General features: G+C 43.1%; 1 protein-coding gene. It reads left to right on the forward strand.

Features of this window, described 5'->3' with window-relative positions; genetic code table 11:
* The coding region (locus tag ACSX1H_RS19520) for a M20/M25/M40 family metallo-hydrolase (RefSeq protein ID WP_439185939.1) at nucleotides 1-562 on the forward strand (562 nt) is incomplete at both ends.

Consider the following 562-nt stretch of genomic DNA (forward strand, 5'->3'; position numbering starts at 1 on the left):
AAAAGCTTCAGGGAAAAATAATTATTCTATTTCAACCGGCCGAAGAGGGTTTGGGTGGCATGGCAGCCGTTGTGAAACATCCACTTTTCAAACAAGTGGATGAAGCCTACGGATTTCATGTATGGGCCAATAGAGAGCCCAATGAGTTTATTTGCGGAACATTTGGCCAGCTGGCCAGTAAAAAGTTCGACGTGAAAATAACAGGCAAGGCCTCTCATGCCGCTTTGGCGCCTGAAAAAGGAATTAACGCCATGCTCCCTGCTGCGGAAATCATCTTAAGATTAGAGCAGCTAAAAGCCGAATTCCCTTCGCATATTCGTTTAAACATAGGTCAAATACAGGCAGGCACGGCACGTAATATTATTTGTCCGGAAGCAAATTTAAAAATTGAAACACGAGCTGGCGACACAGTCACCCGTGATAAACTATTTAATGCAGCCATCCAGTCAATCGAAGAAATTACAAAGAAATATGCATGTAGTTGCAATATCAGCTTAGTTGGTGAAGCCGAAAGTGCTGCCAGTTCAGGCGATCTTACCAAAAAAATCAACCAAATAGTGAC

Origin of the sequence: Carboxylicivirga taeanensis (assembly GCF_051851475.1) — a bacterium.
In the GTDB taxonomy this organism is placed as follows: Bacteria; Bacteroidota; Bacteroidia; order Bacteroidales; family Marinilabiliaceae; genus Carboxylicivirga; species Carboxylicivirga taeanensis.